This is a genomic window from Aeromicrobium sp. CnD17-E, from assembly GCF_024124745.1.
Lineage (GTDB): Bacteria > Actinomycetota > Actinomycetes > Propionibacteriales > Nocardioidaceae > Aeromicrobium.
Genome location: NZ_JAMXRU010000209.1, coordinates 1 through 1468, shown reverse-complemented (window position 1 = coordinate 1468; position 1468 = coordinate 1). Strand labels below are relative to the sequence as shown.

The window sequence follows — 1468 nt, the reverse complement described above, 5'->3', positions numbered from 1 at the left end:
GCCCAGCTCCTGCCGCCGACGCGGCGAGGGCGTCGAAGAACGCGCCGGCCGCGGCCTGGCGGCGGGCCTGCTCGGCGACCTCGACCACCTGGCGACGCGCCGGGGTGTCGTCCGCGCGCACACCCTCGCGCAGCGACTCGACGTAGCCCGCCAGCGCCGCGGGCACGCGGGACAGTCGCGTCGCCACGTGCGACCAGTCGTCGACGCCGTCGCGCGGCATCAGGTCGAACACGTCGCGCACGCCCTGGACCGGCGACGCGATGACGTTCAGGTCGCTGCGCCACGTGCCCGCCGCGTGCTCCTCCAACGTCAGGTCGAGCACCCGCACGAGCTCCGCGTGCGTCACCATGTCGACCGCGTCGACGACCGGCACGTCGTCGAGCCGGCGTCGGGCGGCGCGCGCGGCGTCGGCGAACGCGGCGTGCCCGTCGGGGGACAGGTCGGTGTACTCGCCCTCGCGACCGGGTCGTCCGAGGGACACGTGCCACTCCGGCTGCAGCGCGAGCATCGTCTCGAGCCACTCCTCGGCGACGGCGTCGACCGCCGACGGTGTCCGCGCAGCCGGGCCCTCGTGCGTGGTGTCGGTCATCGGTCGTCCTCTCGTCGGGGTCGTGCTCTCGGTCAGAGCAGGAAGCGGAACAGCGGGCTCTCGCTCTCGATCCGCTCGATGCGCGGGGGTGCGGCGTCCATGCGCTCCAGCAGGCCCGCGAGGTCCTCGGCGCGGCTCAGCTCCACGCCGACCAGCGCGGGTCCGGTCTCGCGGTTGGAGTGCTTGACGTACTCGAACAGCGTGATGTCGTCGTCGGGGCCGAGCACCTCGTCGAGGAAGCGGCGCAGCGCGCCCGGCTCCTGCGGGAACTCGACCAGGAAGTAGTGCTTGCGGCCCTCGTGGACGAGCGCCCGCTCGACGACGTCGGCGTAGCGGCTCACGTCGTTGTTGCCGCCGGAGAGGATGCACAGCACGCGCGAGCCGGGCTCCACCTCCAGCACCCCGCCGAGCGACGCGGTCGCCAGCGCGCCCGCGGGCTCGGCGATGATGCCGTCGCTCTGGTACAGGTCGAGCATCTCGCTGCAGATACGCCCCTCCGGGACCGCGAGCATGGTCGGCGCCGACCCGGCCACCGTGTCGAACGTGTGCCGGCCGACCCGCCGCACGGCCGCGCCGTCGACGAAGGTGTCGATCGTCTGGAGGGTCACCGGCTCGCCGGCCTCGAGTGCCGCGGCCATCGACGTCGCGCCCGCGGGCTCCACGCCCACCACGCGCACGTGGGGGTGCCGCTCGCGCAACCACGCGACGCTGCCGGCGAGCAGGCCGCCCCCGCCCACGGGGACCACGACGACGTCGGGGAGCGGCTCGCCCACCGCGGTGAGCTGGTCGAACGCCTCGCGCAGCACCGTGCCCTGGCCCGCGATCGTGCGCGGGTCGTCGAACGCCGGCACGAGCGTCGCGCCCTGCAGCGCCTCGTCG

The 1468-nt window shown here is 74.7% G+C and carries 2 protein-coding genes; both read right to left on the bottom strand.

What is annotated here, in order from left to right:
• A partial coding sequence (locus NH339_RS18170) for a DUF885 family protein (RefSeq protein WP_253027445.1) occupies window positions 1-589 on the bottom strand: 589 nt, incomplete at its 3' end.
• A 32-nt stretch (window positions 590-621) separates the two neighbouring features.
• Window positions 622-1468 (bottom strand): pyridoxal-phosphate dependent enzyme (locus tag NH339_RS18165; protein WP_253027443.1); only part of this gene is annotated, 847 nt, incomplete at its 5' end.